13 protein-coding genes and 1 CRISPR repeat array are annotated in these 17,992 nt (G+C 39.7%); of the genes, 11 read left to right on the top strand and 2 right to left on the bottom strand.

Annotated features, from left to right (window positions below):
* Nucleotides 1–109 precede the first annotated feature (109 nt).
* Nucleotides 110–737: a CRISPR direct-repeat array (repeat unit 28 nt; unit sequence GTTCACTGCCATGTAGGCAGCTTAGAAA).
* A gap of 119 nt (nt 738–856) precedes the next feature.
* Entirely contained in the window at nt 857–1,285 is a 429-nt protein-coding gene (locus DYI81_RS06440) for an OsmC family protein (RefSeq protein ID WP_106986726.1), read from the bottom strand.
* Nucleotides 1,286–1,432: 147 nt separating this feature from the next.
* Between DYI81_RS06440 and crp the strand changes: the two genes are divergently transcribed.
* The 8 genes from crp (at nt 1,433) to DYI81_RS06400 (ending at nt 12,295) form a co-directional block, all read left to right on the top strand.
* A complete protein-coding gene (crp, locus tag DYI81_RS06435) occupies nt 1,433–2,143 on the top strand; it encodes a cAMP-activated global transcriptional regulator CRP (protein WP_106986727.1) in 711 nt (236 codons plus the stop codon).
* A gap of 230 nt (nt 2,144–2,373) precedes the next feature.
* Nucleotides 2,374–3,423 carry an NADP(H)-dependent aldo-keto reductase gene (locus tag DYI81_RS06430; RefSeq protein ID WP_117007029.1) on the top strand — a complete coding sequence of 350 codons (1,050 nt, stop codon included), beginning with the start codon at nt 2,374–2,376 and terminating at the stop codon, nt 3,421–3,423.
* A 427-nt stretch (nt 3,424–3,850) separates the two neighbouring features.
* A complete protein-coding gene (gene clpB, locus DYI81_RS06425) occupies nt 3,851–6,430 on the top strand; it encodes an ATP-dependent chaperone ClpB (RefSeq protein WP_106986728.1) in 2,580 nt (859 codons plus the stop codon).
* A 216-nt stretch (nt 6,431–6,646) separates the two neighbouring features.
* Nucleotides 6,647–7,477, top strand: a complete 831-nt coding sequence (locus DYI81_RS06420) for a hypothetical protein (RefSeq protein ID WP_106986729.1) — start codon at nt 6,647–6,649, stop codon at nt 7,475–7,477.
* Between the two features lie 3 nt (nt 7,478–7,480).
* Nucleotides 7,481–9,025, top strand: a complete 1,545-nt coding sequence (locus tag DYI81_RS06415) for a GH3 auxin-responsive promoter family protein (protein ID WP_117007022.1) — start codon at nt 7,481–7,483, stop codon at nt 9,023–9,025.
* Between the two features lie 8 nt (nt 9,026–9,033).
* On the top strand, nt 9,034–10,200 hold the full coding sequence (locus DYI81_RS06410) for an N-acetyltransferase (protein WP_106986731.1): 1,167 nt from the start codon (nt 9,034–9,036) through the stop codon (nt 10,198–10,200).
* A gap of 143 nt (nt 10,201–10,343) precedes the next feature.
* The gene (locus tag DYI81_RS06405) at nt 10,344–10,736 is read left to right on the top strand and encodes a hypothetical protein (protein ID WP_106986066.1); all 393 of its coding nucleotides are present in this window, start codon (nt 10,344–10,346) and stop codon (nt 10,734–10,736) included.
* A 50-nt stretch (nt 10,737–10,786) separates the two neighbouring features.
* The gene (locus DYI81_RS06400) at nt 10,787–12,295 is read left to right on the top strand and encodes a nuclease-related domain-containing protein (RefSeq protein WP_171356321.1); all 1,509 of its coding nucleotides are present in this window, start codon (nt 10,787–10,789) and stop codon (nt 12,293–12,295) included.
* Between the two features lie 153 nt (nt 12,296–12,448).
* On the opposite strand, the gene rlmKL is transcribed toward DYI81_RS06400, so the two are convergent.
* Complete coding sequence (gene rlmKL / locus DYI81_RS06395) at nt 12,449–14,653, bottom strand: bifunctional 23S rRNA (guanine(2069)-N(7))-methyltransferase RlmK/23S rRNA (guanine(2445)-N(2))-methyltransferase RlmL (RefSeq protein WP_106986063.1); 2,205 nt, start codon at nt 14,651–14,653, stop codon at nt 12,449–12,451.
* Nucleotides 14,654–14,903: 250 nt separating this feature from the next.
* Here rlmKL and DYI81_RS06390 point away from each other — a divergent pair, with 250 nt between their 5' ends.
* From DYI81_RS06390 to DYI81_RS06380, 3 genes are all read left to right on the top strand, one after another.
* Nucleotides 14,904–15,269 carry a hypothetical protein gene (locus DYI81_RS06390; RefSeq protein WP_322898940.1) on the top strand — a complete coding sequence of 122 codons (366 nt, stop codon included), beginning with the start codon at nt 14,904–14,906 and terminating at the stop codon, nt 15,267–15,269.
* Between the two features lie 287 nt (nt 15,270–15,556).
* Complete coding sequence (locus DYI81_RS06385) at nt 15,557–16,573, top strand: aspartate carbamoyltransferase catalytic subunit (protein ID WP_106986061.1); 1,017 nt, start codon at nt 15,557–15,559, stop codon at nt 16,571–16,573.
* Nucleotides 16,574–16,583: 10 nt separating this feature from the next.
* Nucleotides 16,584–17,819, top strand: a complete 1,236-nt coding sequence (locus tag DYI81_RS06380) for a dihydroorotase (RefSeq protein WP_106986060.1) — start codon at nt 16,584–16,586, stop codon at nt 17,817–17,819.
* The last annotated feature ends 173 nt before the right edge of the window (nt 17,820–17,992 follow it).

Below are 17,992 nucleotides of genomic sequence, written 5' to 3'. Positions count from 1 at the left end.
TGTACACAGCGCATTGGGTTATGTATCGCCTTTTGAGTTTGAAGCAATGTACTATGATAAGATTAACCCGTTAGGTCACGTGGCCTAACTTAAATAAAAATGTCTCCGACAAACCCGGTACGGTTCAAGCTTAGAAATCAGCAAGATCATGGGTTTGATCAACAATTTGGTTCACTGCCATGTAGGTAGCTTAGAAAAAACCTAGAGCATTAGCAGCAAGACCAGTAATGTTCACTGCCATGTAGGCAGCTTAGAAAATATTTCGGACAGTTTGGCGACCGATGAAATAGTTCACTGCCATGTAGGCAGCTTAGAAATCCTCCATCGTCGTTGTCGTACTTAGCCTGTGGTTCACTGCCATGTAGGCAGCTTAGAAAATAGGGCGATGCAAGTGATAGTGCATACCGACGTTCACTGCCATGTAGGCAGCTTAGAAAATATCAGCAAGACATGGATTTGCTGAAAGCAGGTTCACTGCCATGTAGGCAGCTTAGAAAATTGGAAACATTGCCAAGATACTCAAGAACTTGTTCACTGCCATGTAGGCAGCTTAGAAATAAGGTCAAACTTGAAAATTTTCCTGTTGATCGTTCACTGCCATGTAGACAGCTTAGAAAATGTAGCTTTTGTACTGGGATCAGCTTTTTGGGTTCACTGCCATGTAGGCAGCTTAGAAACATGAGTACCACTTAGTAACATCTCCAACTTGGTTCACTGCCATGTAGGCAGCTTAGAAATATCACAAAGGTACTACCTACAACTCCTAACCTAATTATTTACAGATAACTAAATTTTCAAACATAAAAAAGCCCTAACACGAATTAGGGCCAATTTATGCAAGCTTTGGGTTTAAGTTTTAAACCGCTTCAGCTTCTAAAATTTCAAAATCATGGGTAATTTCTACGCCACCGTCCATGAGCATTTTGCTCGCAGAACAATATTTTTCAGCAGAAAGCTCAACCGCTTTCGCCACTTGCTTTTCTTTTACACCTTTACCTGTAACTACAAAGTGCAAATGAATTTTGGTAAATACAGCAGGAATTGTATCTGCACGTTCAGCGCTTAAGTCACAACGAACAGCCGTAATATCTTGGCGTGCTTTCTTTAAAATGGTCACAATATCAAAAGAAGCGCAACCACCAAGGCCATTCAAAATCAATTCCATTGGACGCGGACCGCGATTTTCACCGCCGTATTCTGCCGAACCATCCATGATTATGCTATGACCGCTCTGAGTTTTTGCCTCAAATGCAACATTCTCTAGCCAATGAACACTTGTTTGCATTGCAAGTCCCTAAAAAAAGCTATAAATTTACGAAGTACCTGTACACTAACATAAATTGAGCTGATAAGGAATTTCATCTCTTGCGTGTGACACGTTCATTTTAGGTCTTGTGCGATCTATAAATTATCCATATTCGGAACTGTTAGCATGACTTCAAACTTTTCACAACTTAGCACAGATGCACTGTCACCTGGCCAACTACCAGACTCAGTGAAAGCATTATTAAAACGTGCATATATCAACCGTTACCCAAAACGTACAACGATCGTTGATGCAGGGTCAGAATCTAAATCTTTGTATTTAATTCTGAAGGGGTCTGTATCCATCATTCTTCGTGAAGACGATGAGCGTGAAATTGTCGTAGCATATTTAAATGCGGGTGACTTTTTTGGGGAAATGGGTCTATTCGAAACGAATGCACAACGTACTGCGGAAGTCCGTACGCGCGATGTGTGTGAAATTGCCGAAGTGACTTATGAAAACTTCCACGAACTCAGCAAGCAATATCCAGACTTGAGCTATGCTGTATTTGCACAGTTGGTCCGTCGTTTGAAAAATACGACACGTAAAGTGACTGACTTAGCATTTATTGACGTATCAGGCCGTATCGCGCGCTGTTTGATCGATCTATCTTCGCAGCCAGAAGCGATGATTCTTCCAAATGGCCGTCAAATCCGTATTACACGTCAAGAAATTGGCCGTATTGTGGGTTGTTCGCGTGAAATGGTTGGCCGTGTTCTAAAAACGCTTGAAGAACAAGGCATGATCGAAACAGATGGTAAAGCAATTCTTATTTTTGATGCTTCATTAGAACAAAATAATGACTTCACATCTGAAGAATTTGATGACGAAGAATAAGTTCTTCTGAATCACTAAAAAAGCAAATCTTCGGATTTGCTTTTTTTTATATCTTGAATTTTTAAATGCAGAAAAATTCAACGACATCACATGTGTAGATTTCTGCAAAACTTGGATAAAAATATGATTTTTGCCAAGGGCATAATTAGAGTAGTCTTAAATTGGATTGAACAAGACCTTATTTAAAGTTCAGGCTCATTGAATTGAGTACGAACATGGAAGTAAACAATATGCAATATAAAGCACTGGGCCAATCTGGCATTCTGGTTCCTGAAATTTGTTTAGGCACAATGACCTTTGGCGAACAAAACACTCAAGCCGAAGGTTTTGCACAATTAGACTATGCCTTAGCGCATGGCATAAATTTTTGGGATACGGCTGAAATGTATCCAGTACCCCCCAAGCCTGAAACGCAAGGTTCAACCGAACAAGTCATAGGCAATTGGTTGGCACAGCATGGTGGCCGAGACAAAATTATTTTAGCCAGCAAAATTGCAGGACCTTCACAGGGCGGTAGTCAAATTCGAAATGGTCAAACCCGCTTTATTGCCAGTGAAATTGAATCTGCGCTTGATGGTTCTTTAAAACGCTTACAAACAGACTATATCGATTTATACCAATTGCACTGGCCACAGCGCCCAGCCAATTTCTTTGGCACATTGGGTTATGGCAATGCAGAAGCCAATGATCCACGAGAAGTCACAGCACTTGAAGAAACCCTAGTTGCATTGAGTGACGAAGTTAAAAAAGGCCGTATCCGTCATATAGGCTTATCTAATGAAACGCCGTGGGGCACTTTAAAGTTTTTACATCTGGCAGAAAAGCTTGGCCTTGAAAAAATAGTCAGTGTACAAAATCCATATAGCTTGCTTAATCGTAGTTATGAAATTGGTATGTCTGAAATTGCTAAGTATGAGGGCGTAGGCTTATTGGCTTATTCACCCTTGGCATTTGGTTATTTAACGGGTAAATTCCGCCATGGCGCGCGTCCAGCCAATGCACGTGTGACTTTGTACTCACGCTTTAGTCGTTATAGCAACCCAGAGAGTGAATGGGCGACCGAGCAGTATGCGCAACTTGCTGAACAACATGGTCTCAGCCTGACTCAATTGGCATTGGCTTTTATTAAACAGCAGTTCTTTGTCAGCAGTACCATTATTGGCGCAACCAATTTAGATCAACTCAAAGAAAATATTGATGCCTTCACCATAGATCTGTCAGCAGAGCAATTACAAGGGATTGAAGCAATTCATCGCCAACAGCCAAACCCAGCACCTTAATTATAGGTAGATGTCTACCGCTAAAATGCCTTCCAATTGAGAAGGCATTTTAAATTTTGATTTTCATTTTTATCAATGAAGCATAAGTGAGTGCCATGTTCATTACAGTGCAATAAAAAAATGCCATAAGATTGTACTGAAATGCCAATGTCGTCTAGCGGATATAAGCGCATATTAAGCGAATACGATCTCGTCTTTTATACAGTGCGATACAGATTTTGATGTGCCAATCTAAGGTTTAGGGCTGAGCTAAGATTTTTTTAAATCCACTGCTTGAAATTATGATCAATTGTACCAATATTAATATTGAGTTATATCTAAAATATAAATTAAGTTTTTAAAAAATATAATAAAAATAATCTTGAAATACCCAATTTCACACCCATATATGTATCAAGTTAAAAATTTGTTGTGAGGAATAACAAGAATGCGTTTTGAAAAATTCACAAACCGCCTACAGCAAGCATTATCTGATGCACAATCATTGGCTGCGGGCAAAGATCATACGGCAATTGAAGGCATTCATATTTTATCGGTACTACTTGAAGAGCCGTCAAATCAAAGCCTACTTCAGCAAGCAGGTGCGAATTTAATTGAGCTTAAAGCCAAGCTACAGCAAGCGATGAAAGATGCAGCTACGCTGGCAAATCCAACAGGGGATATTAATCTAAACCCAGATGCAGTAAAGGCACTCAACCTCGCGGATAGTTTTGCCCAAAAAGCGGGTGATGAGTTTCTTTCTACGGATTGGGTGCTATTGGCCTTAGTAGAAACAGGTAAAACAAAAAGTATTTTAAATAGTGTGGGCGTAACAGCAGACAAGTTACGTACATCAATCGAACACATTCGAGGTGGCGAAGCAGTGATGAGTAATAACCACGAAGATCAACGTGATTCACTCAATAAATATACCCTAGACTTAAATGCACGCGCATTAGAAGGGAAACTCGATCCAGTTATCGGGCGTGACGAAGAAATTCGCCGTACCATTCAGGTGTTATCACGTCGTAGCAAAAATAACCCTGTGCTGATTGGTGAGCCAGGTGTGGGTAAAACCGCAATTGTTGAGGGGTTAGCGCAACGCATTGTGAATGGTGAAGTGCCTGAAAGCCTCAAAGGTAAGCGTGTATTATCTCTTGACCTTGGTGCGTTGTTAGCAGGTGCAAAATACCGTGGTGAGTTTGAAGAACGTCTTAAAGCCGTTTTGAAAGACTTAGCTAAATACGATGGTGAAATCATTTTGTTCATCGACGAATTACACACGCTGGTAGGCGCAGGCAAGGGCGATGGCGCAATGGATGCAGGCAACATGCTTAAACCTGCTCTTGCGCGCGGTGAGCTCCGTTGTGTCGGTGCAACTACCTTAGATGAATACCGTCAATTTATCGAAAAAGATGCAGCTTTAGAACGTCGTTTCCAAAAGGTGTTGGTCGATGAGCCAAGCGTAGAAGATACGATTGCCATTTTACGTGGTTTGAAAGATAAATACGCGACGCATCATGGTGTGCAAATTCTAGACTCAGCAATTATCGCTGCGGCAAAAATGTCACACCGTTATATTACAGATCGTCAATTGCCAGACAAAGCTATTGATTTGATTGATGAAGCGGCATCGCGGATTAAAATGGAAATTGACTCAAAACCTGAGCCATTGGACCGTTTAGACCGTCGTTTAATTCAGTTAAAAATGCAACTTGAGGCGGTGAAAAAAGATGCAGACTCTGTATCTAAAGTAGAAGTTGAACACCTTGAAAAGCAAATTGCTGAAGTTCAAAAAGAATATAGCGATTTAGAAGAGGTTTGGATTGCTGAAAAACGCTTAGTTGATGGGACCAATCAAGCTCAAATTGAGTTAGATAAAGCCCGTACAGCATTTGAAAAAGCACAACGTGAAGGTGATTTAGCCGAAGCAAGTCGTTTGCAATATGGTGTGATTCCAGAGCTACAAAAACGCCTGAATGAAGAGGAAGTCGCAGAAGTGAATGAGGAACCTAAACTCATTCGTACCAAAGTGACTGAAAATGAAATTGCCGAAGTCGTCAGTGCTGCTACAGGTATACCCGTGGCAAAAATGCTTCAGGGTGAACGTGAGAAGTTACTCCAAATGGAAACATTCTTGCATAACCGTGTGGTAGGTCAGGACGAAGCTGTGGTTGCTGTGTCTAATGCAGTACGACGTTCACGTGCAGGTTTATCCGATCCAAACCGTCCAAGCGGTTCATTTTTATTCCTTGGGCCAACGGGTGTAGGTAAAACTGAATTAACCAAAGCTTTGGGTAATTTCCTATTTGACAGTGACGATTCGATTATTCGAATTGATATGTCAGAATTTATGGAAAAACATTCGGTGAGTCGTCTCGTTGGTGCACCTCCGGGCTATGTTGGTTATGAAGAAGGCGGTGTGTTGACTGAAGCTGTGCGCCGTAAACCATATAGTATTGTGTTGTTTGATGAAGTTGAAAAAGCGCATCCAGATGTATTTAACATCTTATTGCAAGTCTTGGATGATGGTCGTTTGACTGACTCACAAGGGCGCTTAATCGACTTTAAAAATACGGTGATTGTCATGACTTCGAACCTAGGTTCAAGTGATGTACGAGAACTGGGCGACAATGCAAGCGATGACGAAGTCAGAGCTGTGGTGATGGCTGCAGTGAGTGAACATTTCCGTCCGGAGTTTATTAACCGTATTGATGAGTTGGTGGTGTTCCACTCACTGAAAAAAGCACAAATCCGTGGTATTGCCGACATTCAATTGAATCGTTTACGTGCTCGATTAAGTGATAAAGATATGAGTTTATCCGTAGATGACAGTGCATTTGATCAATTGATTGAGGCAGGTTTTGATCCATTATATGGTGCTCGACCATTGAAACGTGCGATTCAACAACAAGTGGAAAATAGCTTGGCGCAAAAAATATTATCGGGTGAATTTGTTCCTGGTGATACGATTTTGATCCAAGGTATAGATGGTGAACTTCAATTTTCAAAAATGAAATTAAGTTAACTAAATCACACTTTTAATAATAATCATGAAACCAATTTAGTTTAACTAGGTTGGTTTTTTTACATTCATCGCATTTATTGTTGAAATACGTAAAGCAGATTGCATTTCAATATTTGAACGCTCTAATATGATTCGCGGTCGTCGAGACCACATGAGCCAAAGATAAAAAACAAAAAATAAAACCTGCTGGATAGCAGATAAAAAGGAAGTTGAAAAATGATGGAATTTAAACTCTGGCGTCAGCTGAAACGCGAGCCATATAGTGAATACCGCAATTCAGATTCAATTACAGTGAAAGAGCTCAAACGAATGTATGGCATATATAAAAAATATTATGCCAATACACGCTACGAAATTTTTGAAAAGGACTTTCTCGAAAAAACTGGTGTATTTTTAATTATTGAGCCTGTTAATAAGCAAATTGTGGGCTTTTCTACAGTAACCGAGCGTGATTTTGTTGTGAATGGTAAAGCGCGACATGCCTTTTTTAGTGGTGATACCATTATTGAAAAAGAGTATTGGGGCAATCGTGCGCTGACACGTGCAATGTATCGCTATATTGTGAGCTTTAAATTACGTTATCCATTGGTACCTGTGTACTGGATTCTCATTTCCAAAGGCTTTAAAACCTATCTGCTGTTGGCCAATAACTATTACAGCTACTATCCACACTATGGTGCTAAAAATAGTCATCTTAAAGATTTTGTAGAGTCTTATTGCAAAGAATATTTTGCAGAATACTATAATGGTGAAACAGGGCTACTGAATTTTGGTGAAGATTACCAACCCCTAAAAGCCGATGTCGCACCAATTTCCAATGAGATGCGTCAAAACAACACAAAAATTGCTTTCTTTGAAGAGAAAAATCCAACATGGGTTCAAGGTACGGAATTACCGTGTGTTGGGGAGTTACGCTGGAGTGACTTATATCGTTACGTTAGTCGATTTATGACCAAAACAGTGAGCGCGAGTAAGCATGACAGTAAATTTATACCTAAGCGAATGCTACGAGTTGAAACCATGAGTTCAGATTCGAAGGTGGCATAAGTTATGGGAATGATACTTGCGGCCTCGCATCGGGTTTTGGAGCTTGCCTGTCGTAAAGCGTATTTACGTTACCGCTTACAGGCTGATCAATTAGAAAAAGTACAGCGCAAAAAGCTCAAACAGTTTCTAAAAGAAAATTATTCGCAAAATTTAAGTTATGAAGATTTTGCGAAAAAGTTTCCATTAACGCGATATGCAGATTGGAAAGATAAAATTGAACAGTCGCGCCAAAGTGGAAAAAACCATTTGGCAGCCAGTAAGGTGATTCGTTTTCAGCCTACAAGTGGTTCTAGTGAGGCACTCAAGTTCATTCCTTATACGCAAAATTTTTTAAATGAACTCGATGAAGCCATAGGTCTATGGCTCACTAGTTTATATCGACAACATCCACAACTCAAAAATTCGACACATTATTGGTCGGTGTCTTGGTTGCCAGAAAGTCAGCGCCAGTTACTCGAAAACAGTAACTTAAATGATGATAGTGCATTGCTAAATGTGACAAAGCGTTTTTTAAGTAAAGTAACTCAAGCTGTGCCTGTAGAAATTGCGATGGCGGAAACAGCAGATGATGCCATGTTTGCAACGGTGACCTATTTGGTTGCTGATAAAAACTTGGGCATGATTTCGGTATGGAGTCCAACCTTTGCCTTGCAATTACTTGATATGGTACAGGAGCACCAAGAGGAAATATCTGCTGTGCTTCGAAGTGGACAATGGCAACGCAAAGGTTTAAATTTTTTACAGGCACCAAAATCATGTGAGCAAAGTTATAAGCTCAACTTGATGGATTTTTCCAACCCCAAGTGCTGGAAAAAGTTATGGTCAAAGCTTAGTTTGATTTCTAGCTGGGATACTGCGAGTGCACAGCAATGGGCATTACAACTGCAACAACGCATTGCAGATGTTGCTTTTGAAGGCAAAGGCCTATGGGCAACTGAAGGCGTGGTGACAATTCCATTTGCAGACAAATTTCCACTCAGTTATCAGTCGCATTTTTATGAGTTTTTATTACAAGATACGGTGCAAGCCATTCCTGCATGGCGCTTAAAAAAAGGCGATATTGTAAGTCCAGTGATTACGACGGGTTCTGGCCTGACCCGCTATGTGATTGACGATGAATTAGAGGTGATCGACTTTTATCATGATGTACCATGCTTCCGTTTTTTAGGGCGCAAAATGACCGTCGATTTGGTTGGTGAAAAGCTTGATCATAGTGCTGCAATCAAAGTACTGGCCGAATTTAAACAAGATGACTATTTGCCAATTAGTATTTTAGGTATTGAAAACTGTACACAAAAAAAACCGCACTACGTCATGCTCAGTGAGGGTGATCAGGCTAAAGTGCCGAGTGTGCAGGCGCTAGACCAGCTGTTAAAACAAAATTTTCATTATGAATTGGCACGTGATTTGGGCCAATTAGACGAACCTGAAATTAAACATGTAGCCGATGCTTGGGATTATTACAAAACCTTAGCCATGAAAAATGGCATGATTGAAGGCAATATTAAGCCTGAGCCTTTAAAGAAAATGAAAACAAAAATAATTTGAGAATACTCATGAGTATAGATGTATTAGAAGATCCAGTAGAAGAACGCTTATTTTACCGCTCGAACAATGAACCTAACTTCATGGTTCGCTCTGCAACACCAGCAGATGATCAACAGTTGATGCGTTTGATTGCTGAAACAGTTCCTAGCAATGGGATTACATTGTCTTATGAACGGGCACCAAGCTATATCAATGCAAGTCAGGCGCAGTACAATCGACCTGATATTAAACTTGTGGTTCCTGTTGATGATCCTGATTTGGTGATTGGGATGATGAACTTAGGTTGGCGTTACTGTTATATCAATGGCCAACCTGATTTAATGCGCTATGTGGCAGACCTGCGTATGCACCAAGAGTATCGAGGGGCGAAGGTCATGCGTTTATTGATGGATTATGTCTATGATGAAATCCCATTAGATACGATTTTCCAAAGTGTGGTTTTAGAAGACAATAAATTGGCATCGGGTATTTTGCATAACGAACGTAAAGGTTTTCCTTTACCCTATTATTATGATGATATTCGGACCTTTACGGTGTCACAGGCACAAAAACCAGAGCAATATCACCAGTTTCAATTTCGTGTATTAACCCGTGACCAAATTGATCATGCAAATGCATTTATGATTGAAATGAAAGAGCATTTTAATTTTCTTCCAAATTATGATTTTAATGCTTTGGCCGAAGGCCATCATCCTTATTGGAAAGGTATGCAATTAGATGATTTTTATTTGATGCGTGATCAAAACAATAAATTGGTAGGTATTTATGGTTTGTGGGATCAGAAAAGTTTTAAGCAAACTCGTGTGTTAGATTATTCACGCCCGCTTAAAATGATGAAGCCTTTTTATAATGCCTATGCAAAATTTCGTGGCGTGCTTTCTTTGCCTAAAATTAACGGCACCTTTGACTATTTAATGTTGCACAGTCCTTTATGCCATCCAGAGCATACGGACGTGTTTGCAAGCTTAGTATTTCATGCCAAAGAGCAGACTAAACGCCGTGGTAAAGAAACCTATTGTATTACTTTGGCACAAAATGACCCGCGTATTGCATGGATGAAAAATACCACATCACATATTTTAAAAGCTAAGCATTATTTACATAGCTTTAAAGCGAAACCCTATGACAAATTAGATCGTAGTCGAATCACATATTTTGATGTAGGCCGTATTTAAACGAACTTATGTAAAATTCAGTTTGAGCAAAAACTACCGTTAGGTGGTTTTTGTATTTATGCTGGATCAATGTTTTTGATTTATTTACATATAATTAATAAGAAAATAGAATTAAAAACAGGGATTAAAAAAGTGTAATTAGAATGAAAGTTGTATTAATTATGGTGTTGTATAGCCTTTTGCTGACTTGGGGTACAGGAAAGGTATTGGATGCGATGTCTCCTGCATTGGATACTTTTGGACTAATCTTTGGGTTTATTGTTATTTATTTCATTTTAAATTTTTACTATTCGCAGTTAAAACAAAACTATGATCAAAAAGTACAACAACATTATCTTAAGCTTCAAAACTTTGATTGGTACTGCCAAAAATTCCCAGACTCGCATAATGGTAAAGGTGGAAATATTTGTTGCAATCGTTGTAAGAGCCGATCGATTCAAACAGAAAGTATTTATAACGACGGATCATACTTGATGTTTAATTGTCGAAATTGTGGCAATACCTTGTTTTACACAAAACAGGGAATCACATCATGAGTATACATTGCTACTTTGGAGATTTCAGTTCGCATACGCAAGAGCTGCGAATGTTAGATTCATTTTTGAATCAATTACAACTCGATTGGGCGACCGAAAATAAATGGATATATATCATTTATAATGCCATTTGGGATGGTCAAGAAATTGACATGGTTTGTTTTACTGAACATGCGATTGTGGTTGCCGATTTCAAAAATTACACAGGCAAGTTGGGTGGCAAAGAAAATGGCCCTTGGACAATGCTTACACCCAGTGATGAAATGATAGAAGTAAAAGGAGGGAATCAACTCAATCCTTTTGTGCAAATCCGAAAAAATAAATACGTGGTCATGGAGTGGTTAAATGCACAGCAGTTTTTTAGCCAAGATAATTTAGGCTTTATTTCTGGCGCGATTTTTTTTACCGAACTTATAGAGGTTAATCTCGCGCTTTCTAATTCGGTACAGAAGTGGTTGCATGTATCGGACATTCCGCATGCTAGCGAGTTGTTCTCTCATATTCATTCTCCGCAAATCGCATTGACTGAAGTTGAAGTGTTGGCGCTGATTGAGCGTTTAAATGTGACACCACATGAGTGGAAACATCAAGCACCGCAAGAGATTCGTTACCAACCGTTTAAACACCCTGTACAGGAAGATCCACTTAACACTTTGACCTATGTCACTGCAACACACGACCTCACTCAAGAAATTGAAGCAACAAAGCCCGTGTTTGTTACTCAAGTGATTTTGCCTTTGGTAATGGCACTTGTTTTATCTTTTGTGATTAGTGGTTTATATCGTCAAGGTGCGTTTAATGGTGTACAGGACTTTATGTTGCAAGCAGTATGGCAAGCTTTTTCTAAGCCAAAAAATCACACGACAGATATAGAGGATGCAGAGCCAGAAACGACACAATTAGTGACTCAAGCTACGCAGTCCAAATTAAAGCAGGCAAAGCTTGATCAACAAACAGTTTCAGAGAGTCCAGCATCGAATAAGGTTCAGTCTATTGAGAGTGATCAAGCAGCGCATAAGGCTTTACCAATCTCTGAATTATCCCAATTTATAAACGCAGACTCTAAGCAAAATACAATATTTGGCTTTGTACTCGGTCAGAGTCGTTATGCAGAGGTCAGTCAGCAATTAACTGAGTTAAAAAATGTGCAAGCCAATAGTTTTGAGGGAACTGTGATTGCCAGTGCTATTAACCCGAAGCAAATTTTGATCAATGGCCCAGCCATAGAATTTGAGCGCTTAAAGCAAGTACATTTCTTTTTTGATCAACAACATGTATTAAGTGCAGTACGCTTTAGTCTAAATAGTGCATTTGAAGACCAATATAAAGATACGTTTTATGCGCAAACTCAGACCTTGAAGCGGCTCAAGTTTGAAAAACTCAAAGGCGAAGTTCCACACGTGGGGGACATGTATGCAACGTTCAAGCGTAAGCAAGATTATGTCCACGTGGTGCAATATCACATGGGCGGTTTTCAAGTGCATGTGACATTTATGACGCCATCGGTATATCAGAAACATATTGTTGGGCAAGAGCTTCAAGCATCTGCGCTGTTTTAATTAGGTTTTAAAGAATGATGTAAAAAGCCTTTTAAAAGATGTGTTCACTCATATTTTGAATGGTATTTGCAAATCGTTTTAAGCAATTGCATTCCATTCCATAAAAAAAGAGGCCTTTATAGGCCTCTTTTTTAGATCTAAAGACGATCTAAATTACACTGGCGGATGAGTGATTTTCCATGCGCGGTGAATTTTGGTATTACGTTTGAAGTCAAGACCAATAGTTTCGTTGCTGATTTCTTTCACATCAAACATCGCTTCGATTTCTTCGTTCATCTCAAAACCACGGTAGTTATTTGAGAAGTATAAAGTACCTTCAGTGGTTAAGCGGTTCATGGCACGTTTAATCAATGAAATGTGGTCACGTTGTACGTCAAAGGTACCGTAGAATTTCTTTGAGTTTGAGAATGTTGGTGGATCAATAAAGATCAAGTCATATTGTTCATGACCTTCTTTTAACCATTCAAAACAATCGCTAGCAAAGAATTGATGTTGTTCATCTGCATGATCAACAGTTAAACCATTGAGCACGAAGTTTTCTTTAGACCAGTTTAGGTAGGTATTTGAAAGATCGACACTTGTTGTGCTGGCAGCACCACCTAAGGCAGCATGTAAACTCGCTGTAGATGTGTAGCTATACAAGTTTAAGAAATGCTTACCGCGTGCTTCTGCAGCAATACGTAAACGCATTTGACGGTGGTCAAGGAACAAACCTGTATCTAAATAGTCGGTGAGGTTAACTAAAATTTTAGCTTTACCTTCTTGAACGATAAAACGTTTCGATGCAGTACTTTGTTTTGTATACTGAGTTTTACCTTCTTGGCGTGCACGGGTCTTAATAAAGATCGCATCGCGTGGTAAACCTGTAACAGCACGAATAGATGCCAATGCCAAGTTAAAGCGTTTTTTTGCTTTTTCAGGGTCGATTGTTTTTGGTGGCGCATATTCTTGTACATGCAGGCGATCACCGTATAAATCGACAGCGACATTAAAGTCTGGTAAGTCAGCATCATAAAGGCGTAAGCAGAAGACATTTTCTTTCACAGCCCATTTTTTCAGGTTCTGCATGTTCTTTTGCAAGCGGTTGGTAAAATCTTGCGCACCTTCAATGGCTTCAAACTGTTGCGGTTGCCAAGTTGCCAAGAAAGGCTGTGCAACTGCAGTAGGTTTGATTACACCAAAGCGGATATAAATAGGTAATTTACCATTCATTAAGCGCAAAATTTGTGGCTCATCAAAAGCCAGAACATCGGCCTGTTCAACGGCAGCTGCAATAACTGCTGCATATTGATTTGGGAAATTCTTTTGCAAGAGTGCAGAAAGGCCCAAATACAATGCACGGTTAGATGCTTTGTCACCTAAACGTTCGCCGTATGGCGGGTTCGTTACGACGAATGAACGCTTACCAACAGCTTGGAAGTCTGGCCAGTCAGCCAAAGTACGTTCTTCAATTTTGATTTGATCGAGTACAGATTCAAAACCAGCAGCAATAATGTTTTGTTTGGTGGCTTTTACGGCTTCCCAATCTGCATCATAAGCATAAAACTGAGGTAATGGTTGTGCTAAAGCTTGAGCATGACGCTCAGCAGCTTCTGCTTTAATGCTCATCCAAAGTTCATGGTCATGACCGTTCCAACCATTAAAACCAAAACGACGCACTAAACCAGGCGCACGATCAGTCAAAATCATCAGTGATTCAATAATAAACGTACCAGAACCACACATTGGATCTAGGATAATTTCAGGATTACGTTCTTTTAGTTTTGCTTTTTGCAGAATAGCGGCTGCTAAGTTTTCTTTGATTGGCGCATCCGTCATATAACGACGGTAACCGCGTTTATGTAATGAGTCACCTGATAAGTCTAGGCAGTAGGTGTGTTCTTTTTTGCCCGCCAATACATAAAGTGTGATTTCAGGTTGCTTAATATCGATGCTTGGACGTTTGCCAACCGCTTCCATGAATGAGTCAACAACACCATCTTTCACACGTAAAGTTGCAAATTGGCTGTTAACTTTAATATCACGCTCAATATGTAGGCGTACAGCAAAGGTACTTTGTGGTGCAAAAATAAGCGACCAGTCAAAGTTAATTGCACCCTCATAGAGCTCTTCGGCAACATCACGCGCATCGTGAGTGAAATCAAGTTCATGTGTATGGATTGGTGTTAATACACGTGATGCAAGACGTGACCACATACAAATGCGGTAAGCATCTTCAAGTGTGCCTTTGAAAACCAAACGACCCGGGAATTGTTCAATATTTTGAACACCTAAACCTTCAATTTCCTCGCGGAGTAAGGTTTCAAGTCCATCTGCACAGGTGACCCAATATGTAGAAAGACGCGGTTTCGAATTCATGTAAATTTCCAAAAGCAAAAAAAGCAATCGACTATTTTAACGTATTTTCGACTATTTGGGCGCTTCATCTGCATAGGATCATTAAGAAATATTCAACTTTTAGCACAATCGCTGAAATTAGATATTGGTATTAATCAAGTGAGAATTTATGTGATTGGTATGTGTTTTGCTTAGTTACTGCTCGCGCCTGAGTATCTTCAGATATTCAGAGTTTTGCGCTTTTGAGATCATTTATTAAAAGGGGAATATGATGCAACATGTCGAACAAGCCAGTAGTTCAGAAATATTTTCAGTTGCAACACTTTTATATGCACGAATGCGCCGTTTAGGTGTTCGTGTCATTGATGTGATGTATATGGTCGAGAATAAACAATATGCATATCACGTGATTAAGTTGGCTTTACAAGCACATGATACAGAACTTGATCGTTTAAGTGTTCGTTTACAGTTGATGATGGAGTTGGATGTAGAAGATGAAACACAAGTTGAATTGCCTGTCGCTGATACGCTTGTGGCTGAAATGAAAGAGGATCAAGAAGATCCATACTGCGAAGCAACAGAGGATGAGATTTATAAGGCGCAAGTTTCACACCATTATATTGGCGCTTTACGCTAGAGCATGATGCAGATATAAAGGCTGTTTTGCTCGCTGATACGTATAATTTTAATACGTTTAGCTCTTACTTTAGAGAGTGAGGGCTAGATCGTTAAGTCGCGATCAGACAATACAGCAAAGGACTCATTATAATGATTTTGTTTAAATTATCTAATTGAATTTATACATAGGAATATAGAATTCTATTTTTTATTTCGGCTGAGCTTTGGTGCGATTGCTGAAAACTTCAACTGCCAATTTGCTAGATTCTCTGTATAATGCGTTAACTTAACGATAAGGAATCTCTCATGCACTTGGCGGCATTGCATACACCGAGCCAGATTCAACTCAACCAAGATGGTCACTTAAAACATTTCCTTACCATCGAAGGTCTTTCTAAAGAAACTCTCACAAAAATATTGGACACTGCACAGTCCTTTTTTAATGACCAAAATCAGCTTATTACCAATAATCTTCTTGAAGGCCGTACGGTAATGAACCTGTTTTTTGAAAATTCAACACGTACGCGTACCACATTTGAAGCAGCTGCAAAGCGCTTATCTGCCAATGTACTCAACATTGATATTGCACGTTCAAGTACATCAAAAGGCGAAACACTGCGTGATACGCTGTGGAATTTAGAAGCAATGGCGACGGATATTTTCGTAGTTCGTCATTCCTCTTCAGGTGCTGCTCACTTTATTGCAAAAGACGTTTGTCCAAACATTGCCATTATTAATGCAGGTGATGGTCGACATGCACATCCAACCCAAGCCATGTTGGATATGCTAACGATTCGCCGTGAAACTAAAAAGAATTTTGAAGATATTAGCATTGCCATTATTGGTGATATTAAACACTCGCGTGTTGCGCGTTCAGATGTTGCTGCACTGCAAACCTTAGGTTGTAAAGATATTCGTGTGATTGCACCAAATACACTTCTTCCTTATGGATTTGATGAATATGGCGAAGGTATTCGTCTATTTAATAATATGGAAGATGGCATTAAAGATTGTGACGTGATTATTACTTTACGCATTCAAAATGAACGTATTGATTCACCAGCACTTTCTTCACAAGCTGAATTTTACAAAATGTATGGCTTGAACAAAGAACGTCTTGCGATGGCAAAACCAGATTGTATCGTGATGCATCCTGGGCCAATGAACCGCGGCGTTGAAATTGACTCAAGTATTGCTGATGGCCCACAGTCTGTGATTTTAAATCAGGTAACGAACGGTATTGCAGTGCGTATGGCAGTTTTGGCTTTAGCAATGCAAGGTCAATTAGAAGAGAAAGGTTTGTTAGAAGCGGTTGCGGGATAAGGTAGAAGTCATGACTATTGTAAAAATTGAAAATGTACGTGTCTTAGACCCGATTCAAAATACTGACAGCGTGCAAACGGTTTATGTTGAAAATGGTCAATTGGTTGGCGCGACAGACAATGTTGCTGAAACAATAAACGGCCAAGGTAAATGGTTAATGCCAACCATGGTTGACTTATGTGCACGCTTACGTGAACCAGGTCAGCAGCAACACGGTACGCTTAAATCAGAAGGTAAAGCTGCCGTTGCAAATGGTATTTTGCATGTATTTACACCACCAGATTCAAAGCCAATTGTGCAAGACAATGGCGCCCTTATTCATGGTTTAGTTGAAAAAGCCATGTTGGATGGTGGTATTTATTTACAAGTGATTGGTGCACAAACCCAAGGTTTGAAAGGACAACAACCTGCCAATATGGCGGGCTTGAAAAAAGGTGGTTGTACCGCAGTTTCAAATGCCAATGCGCCATTTGCCAATGATGATGTGGTGATTCGTACTTTAGAATATGCAGCTGGCGTCAATATGACGGTAGTATTCTATGCTGAAGAGCACCAAATTGCGAAAGATGGCTGTGTGCATGAAGGCTTTATTGCATCTCGTCAAGGGTTGCCAATGATTCCAGCTTTAGCTGAAACAGTTGCGATTGCAAAATATCTATTAATGATTGAAGCGACAGGTGTACGTGCTCACTTTGGTTTATTGTCTTGTGGCGCGTCAGTTGAACTTATTAAAAATGCAAAAGCAAAAGGTTTACCAGTAACTTGTGATGTGGCTATGCATCAATTGCATTTAACGGATCAATTGATTGATGGCTTTAATTCATTGGCGCATGTGCGTCCGCCACTTCGTGATGAACAAGACAAAGCATTATTACGTCAAGGTGTAAAAGAAGGGGTGATTGATGCGATTTGTACGCATCATGAACCGCTTAGCAGTTCTGCCAAAATGGCGCCATTTGCTGAAACACAACCAGGCTTTACAGCATTTGATACGTTCATTCCATTTGGCGTACAACTGGTTAATGATGGTTTGCTTGAGCCACTAGAATGGGTGAAAAAAGTTACACTACAGCCTGCAATTGTTGCTCAAATGCAAACGCGTTGGGAACAAGAAGCAGGTTGGGTATTGGTTGATCCAGAGCTTGAATGGACAATTACAAAAGACAGTATTGTGTCGAACGGTAAAAATACTCCACTGATTGGCGCAACAGTAAAAGGTAAAGCACTGGTGACTTTTAAGGCTTAATTAAACGCTTTATGGTGTGCTCAGTTTGTATTTAAAAAGTCAGCTTCGGCTGGCTTTTTTTATGGTGTAAATACCACTTATCAAAGAAATACAATTATTCACAATGATTTAAATATTCAGGCATACACTTTAAAAGATTAGAAAGAAAAGAAATGAAAAAAGAACAAGGCTAA

The organism is Acinetobacter sp. SWAC5 (genome assembly GCF_003419885.1).
Taxonomy (GTDB): domain Bacteria; phylum Pseudomonadota; class Gammaproteobacteria; order Pseudomonadales; family Moraxellaceae; genus Acinetobacter; species Acinetobacter cumulans.
This window is presented reverse-complemented; position numbering and strand designations above follow the sequence as displayed.

Coding starts and splice junctions, on each gene's coding strand:
- DYI81_RS06405 (WP_106986066.1), top strand. CDS start 10,344: ATGAAAGTTGTATTAATTATGGTGTTGTATAGCCTTTTGCTGACTTGG.
- DYI81_RS06380 (WP_106986060.1), top strand. CDS start 16,584: ATGACTATTGTAAAAATTGAAAATGTACGTGTCTTAGACCCGATTCAA.
- DYI81_RS06440 (WP_106986726.1), bottom strand. CDS start 1,285: ATGCAAACAAGTGTTCATTGGCTAGAGAATGTTGCATTTGAGGCAAAA.
- DYI81_RS06415 (WP_117007022.1), top strand. CDS start 7,481: ATGGGAATGATACTTGCGGCCTCGCATCGGGTTTTGGAGCTTGCCTGT.
- rlmKL (WP_106986063.1), bottom strand. CDS start 14,653: ATGAATTCGAAACCGCGTCTTTCTACATATTGGGTCACCTGTGCAGAT.
- DYI81_RS06400 (WP_171356321.1), top strand. CDS start 10,787: ATGTTAGATTCATTTTTGAATCAATTACAACTCGATTGGGCGACCGAA.
- DYI81_RS06385 (WP_106986061.1), top strand. CDS start 15,557: ATGCACTTGGCGGCATTGCATACACCGAGCCAGATTCAACTCAACCAA.
- DYI81_RS06430 (WP_117007029.1), top strand. CDS start 2,374: ATGCAATATAAAGCACTGGGCCAATCTGGCATTCTGGTTCCTGAAATT.
- DYI81_RS06410 (WP_106986731.1), top strand. CDS start 9,034: ATGAGTATAGATGTATTAGAAGATCCAGTAGAAGAACGCTTATTTTAC.
- DYI81_RS06420 (WP_106986729.1), top strand. CDS start 6,647: ATGATGGAATTTAAACTCTGGCGTCAGCTGAAACGCGAGCCATATAGT.
- crp (WP_106986727.1), top strand. CDS start 1,433: ATGACTTCAAACTTTTCACAACTTAGCACAGATGCACTGTCACCTGGC.
- clpB (WP_106986728.1), top strand. CDS start 3,851: ATGCGTTTTGAAAAATTCACAAACCGCCTACAGCAAGCATTATCTGAT.
- DYI81_RS06390 (WP_322898940.1), top strand. CDS start 14,904: ATGCAACATGTCGAACAAGCCAGTAGTTCAGAAATATTTTCAGTTGCA.